General features: G+C 57.4%; 8 protein-coding genes. All 8 read left to right on the top strand.

The annotated features are described in order from the left end of the window. Nucleotides 1–88: 88 nt before the first annotated feature. Nucleotides 89–580, top strand: a complete 492-nt coding sequence (gene rplP / locus ACH2EH_RS19455; RefSeq protein ID WP_395144267.1) for a 50S ribosomal protein L16 — start codon at nucleotides 89–91, stop codon at nucleotides 578–580. After that, nucleotides 570–785 carry a 50S ribosomal protein L29 gene (gene rpmC / locus ACH2EH_RS19450; RefSeq protein WP_309696421.1) on the top strand — a complete coding sequence of 72 codons (216 nt, stop codon included), beginning with the start codon at nucleotides 570–572 and terminating at the stop codon, nucleotides 783–785. The genes rplP and rpmC overlap by 11 nt, the downstream gene beginning before the upstream one ends. Then, the gene (gene rpsQ / locus ACH2EH_RS19445; protein ID WP_309696423.1) at nucleotides 785–1,075 is read left to right on the top strand and encodes a 30S ribosomal protein S17; all 291 of its coding nucleotides are present in this window, start codon (nucleotides 785–787) and stop codon (nucleotides 1,073–1,075) included. Before rpmC ends, rpsQ begins: the two co-directional genes overlap by 1 nt. A gap of 168 nt (nucleotides 1,076–1,243) precedes the next feature. After that, nucleotides 1,244–1,621, top strand: a complete 378-nt coding sequence (gene rplN / locus ACH2EH_RS19440) for a 50S ribosomal protein L14 (protein WP_309696424.1) — start codon at nucleotides 1,244–1,246, stop codon at nucleotides 1,619–1,621. After that, nucleotides 1,621–1,968, top strand: coding sequence for a 50S ribosomal protein L24 (gene rplX / locus ACH2EH_RS19435; protein WP_395144265.1), 348 nt, complete (start codon nucleotides 1,621–1,623; stop codon nucleotides 1,966–1,968). Before rplN ends, rplX begins: the two co-directional genes overlap by 1 nt. A gap of 96 nt (nucleotides 1,969–2,064) precedes the next feature. Beyond that, nucleotides 2,065–2,667 (top strand): 50S ribosomal protein L5, encoded by a 603-nt coding sequence (rplE, locus tag ACH2EH_RS19430; RefSeq protein ID WP_309696427.1) that lies wholly within the window; start codon nucleotides 2,065–2,067, stop codon nucleotides 2,665–2,667. Nucleotides 2,668–2,892: 225 nt separating this feature from the next. Beyond that, nucleotides 2,893–3,162 carry a hypothetical protein gene (locus ACH2EH_RS19425; RefSeq protein WP_395144263.1) on the top strand — a complete coding sequence of 90 codons (270 nt, stop codon included), beginning with the start codon at nucleotides 2,893–2,895 and terminating at the stop codon, nucleotides 3,160–3,162. Next, nucleotides 3,107–3,244, top strand: a complete 138-nt coding sequence (locus ACH2EH_RS19420; RefSeq protein ID WP_395144261.1) for a hypothetical protein — start codon at nucleotides 3,107–3,109, stop codon at nucleotides 3,242–3,244. Before ACH2EH_RS19425 ends, ACH2EH_RS19420 begins: the two co-directional genes overlap by 56 nt. The last annotated feature ends 52 nt before the right edge of the window (nucleotides 3,245–3,296 follow it).

Genomic DNA, 3,296 nt, shown 5'->3' with positions numbered 1-3,296 from the left:
GTGGCCCCCGTGGTGGAAACGAAGGCGGCGGTGGCGGCTACACAGGTGGTGGTAGCTACTCGACGGCGACAGGGGAGTAAGACAGAAAATGTTAATGCCTAAACGCGTCAAGTACCGACGCATGCACCGTGGCCATCGCCGTGGCAAGGCCAAGGGCGGTACCGAAGTGAGCTTCGGTGAGTTCGGGCTCCAGGCTCTGGAGTCGTGCTGGATGACAGCCAATCAGATCGAAGCGGCTCGTCGTGCGATGACCCGTAAGATCAAGCGTGGGGGTAAGATCTGGATCCGTATCTTCCCGGACAAGTCCTACACCAAGAAGCCTGCCGAGACCCGTATGGGATCCGGTAAGGGAGCTGTCGAGGGCTGGGTCTGTGTGGTAAAGCCAGGCCGTATGCTCTTTGAGATGGCGGGTGTTACGGAAGAGCTTGCCCGCGAGGCCATGCGTCTTGCGCAGCACAAGCTTCCGATCTCGACCCGCTTTGTGAACCGAAAGGATCAGGAAGCGGCCAAGGCGACTGAGGAGGTCGTTGAGGAAAATGCGGCTGAGGAAGTCGCTGAGGAGAATAACAATGGCGAATAACCGTCTGGCCAAGCAGGAGCGCGACGAGCTTTCTGGTCTGGATGTCTCCGGTCTGCGTGAGCAACTGGACACCGCCAAGAAGCAGCTCTGGGGAATGCGTTTCGCCAATGGCAAGCGCCAGCTCGAGAAGACGGCGGATCTGAGCAAGACCCGCAAGCGCATTGCGCGGATCAACATGTATCTGGCGCAGAAGGAGTCGAACTGATGGCCGAAGAGACAGTAACCCCAGAAATCACGGAGACAAAGCGCGGCTATCGGAAGACCCGTCAAGGGGTGGTGACCAGTGATGCAATGGATAAGACCATTGTTGTGACGATCATGACCCTCAAGCCGCACCCTCTCTACGGTCGGACGCTACGCCGCTCGCGTGCGTTCAAGGCACATGATGAGACCAACGATGCCCATACGGGTGATACGGTTCAGATCATGGAGTGCCGTCCGGTCTCGAAGGAAAAGTGCTGGCGCCTCGTTCGTGTGATCGAGCGGGCTAAGTAAGCATTTACCCACCCCCTAACCCCCGCCCGGCGGGGAGACAATGAGGAATTTCTTTGTATTCCCCCCGTTGCACGGGGGCTAGGGGGTAGGATTCACGTCGCAGTTTGCGATAAGCGTCTGGGTAGGGCCGAATCTCTCGGCCCTATTGCGACGTTAAGGAAAGTTTTTATGATTCAGCAGTACACCCGCCTGAAGGCCGCGGACAACTCGGGAGCGCGCTCGCTCCTGTGCATCCGTGTGCTCAAGGGCTCTACCACCAAAACGGGTGGTGTCGGTGATGTGATCGTCGCCGCCGTCAAGTCCGCAACCCCGAACTCGAACGTGAAGAAGGGCGATGTTGTGAAGGCGGTTATCGTCCGCACCAAGAAGCCCATCAAGCGTAGCGATGGCTCGACGATTCGCTTCGATGAGAATGCGGCGGTCGTGCTCAACAACAACCTAGAGCCGCGTGGCACCCGTGTCTTTGGCCCGGTTGCTCGTGAGATGCGCGAGTCCAATATTTCAGGCGGGATGAAGATCGTCTCGCTGGCACCGGAGGTACTTTAATGCCAGGTAAGAAGAAGGTATTTGAAGGCAAGCTCTTTATTAAGAAGGGCGATACCGTGATTGTGATCGCGGGCAAAGACAAAGGGCGCACCGGCGAGGTGACGCGCTGCTACCCGAAGGCCGGTAAGGTCGTGGTTGCGGGCATCAATATGGTGACCAAGCACGAGAAGGCCCAGCCAACGGCTGCCGATCCTAACCCCGTGGGTGGCCGAATTACGGTTGAGGCTCCGATGCTGGCCTGTAAGCTGGCTCTGGTCAACAAAGACGGCAAGCCCACCCGCATTCGCGTGGAAGTGCGCGATGGCAAGAAAGTCCGCGTCGCTGTCAAGGGCGGCGAGGTCATCTAAAATCGCCCGGACGGTAAACGGTAAACGTCCTGGGCATTCAACCCTCCGGCATCTGCCGGGAGCTGACTCGGTTGGAACCGAGAAAGGAAACAAATTATGTCTGGCTACAAAGCTCGCTTACAAGAGCGTTACGAAAAAGAAGCGGCCCCTGCGCTGATAAAGCAGTTTGGCTATAAGAACATCATGGAAGCCCCCCGCCTAGAGAAGATCGTTCTCAATATGGGTGTCGGTGAGGCAGGCCGCACCGGGGGCGACCCGAAGCTTCTGGAGAACGCGATCAAGGACATGGCCGCTATCACGGGTCAGAAGCCCGCGATCTGTGTGGCGAAAAAATCCGTCGCCAACTTCCGGCTGCGTGAGGGCGCTAAGATTGGCTGTAAAGTCACGCTGCGCGGCGCTCGTATGTGGGAGTTTCTGGACAAGCTGCTCAATGTCACTCTCCCCCGTGTCCGTGACTTTCAGGGCGTGAACCCAAACTCGTTTGATGGCCGTGGTAACTTCGCCATGGGCATGAAAGAGCAGCTCACCTTCCCTGAGGTTAGCTACGACCAGATTGACAAGATTCGCGGTATGGACATTATCATCGTGACCTCCGCGGGTAAAGATGAGGAGGCTCGTTTCCTTCTCTACCAGCTCGGAATGCCGTTCCGCTCCAGCGCGAACGCGGGTCCGGGTGGTGCTACCAAGCTAGAGCTGTAGAGCGCTCCGGCGACTCTCCGCAACAAAAAGCCCCTCCGAAAATCGGAGGGGCTTTTCTTTTGTTCACCTCACTATCACCGGAAAGGGCGTGCAGCCGGCAGCAAGAACGCGGCGGCCCGCTGGATGCGGCGACGCTCTTTCTGAAACTCCTCCAGTCGGCACCCATGGATCATGGTTGCGCAGGATACAGTTGGGAAGGTGGGAAATGCGGGTAGAATATTGTCCGTGACTAAGACTCTCGATGGCACGACAAAGAACTACAGCTACGATGATGCGGGCAACACGATCAGCGTAAGCTGGAGTGGTGGAAGCATCAGCCTGAGTTGGGACGCGGAATCCCGCCTCAAGAGCGAGACGACGGGCGGCACGACGGTAGACTACGCCTTCAACTGGTTTCGCGGGAAATCATGGCTACCAGCAGGACAGCGAGACGGGGCTGATGCGCCTTGGGTATCGTATGTACGATGCGAGCACCGGCAGGTTCATCTCGCGTGATCCGATCCAGGATGGTTACAATTGGTACACCTCTGTGAGGCTTTGTTGCATAATGGGGAATGCCCGTATTTTTCGCAGGTAGTCACGGGTACGACCCTTGCGCTACAGTAAGCTGTGAACAAAACTAAACCGAA

The sequence above is a fragment of the Armatimonas sp. genome, from assembly GCF_043760365.1.
In the GTDB taxonomy this organism is placed as follows: Bacteria; Armatimonadota; Armatimonadia; order Armatimonadales; family Armatimonadaceae; genus Armatimonas.
This window is presented reverse-complemented; position numbering and strand designations above follow the sequence as displayed.

Excerpts from the sequence above, each read along its gene's own strand:
- rplP (WP_395144267.1), top strand. The coding sequence starts at position 89 with ATGTTAATGCCTAAACGCGTCAAGTACCGACGCATGCACCGTGGCCAT.
- rpmC (WP_309696421.1), top strand. The coding sequence starts at position 570 with ATGGCGAATAACCGTCTGGCCAAGCAGGAGCGCGACGAGCTTTCTGGT.
- rpsQ (WP_309696423.1), top strand. The coding sequence starts at position 785 with ATGGCCGAAGAGACAGTAACCCCAGAAATCACGGAGACAAAGCGCGGC.
- rplN (WP_309696424.1), top strand. The coding sequence starts at position 1,244 with ATGATTCAGCAGTACACCCGCCTGAAGGCCGCGGACAACTCGGGAGCG.
- rplX (WP_395144265.1), top strand. The coding sequence starts at position 1,621 with ATGCCAGGTAAGAAGAAGGTATTTGAAGGCAAGCTCTTTATTAAGAAG.
- rplE (WP_309696427.1), top strand. The coding sequence starts at position 2,065 with ATGTCTGGCTACAAAGCTCGCTTACAAGAGCGTTACGAAAAAGAAGCG.
- ACH2EH_RS19420 (WP_395144261.1), top strand. The coding sequence starts at position 3,107 with ATGCGCCTTGGGTATCGTATGTACGATGCGAGCACCGGCAGGTTCATC.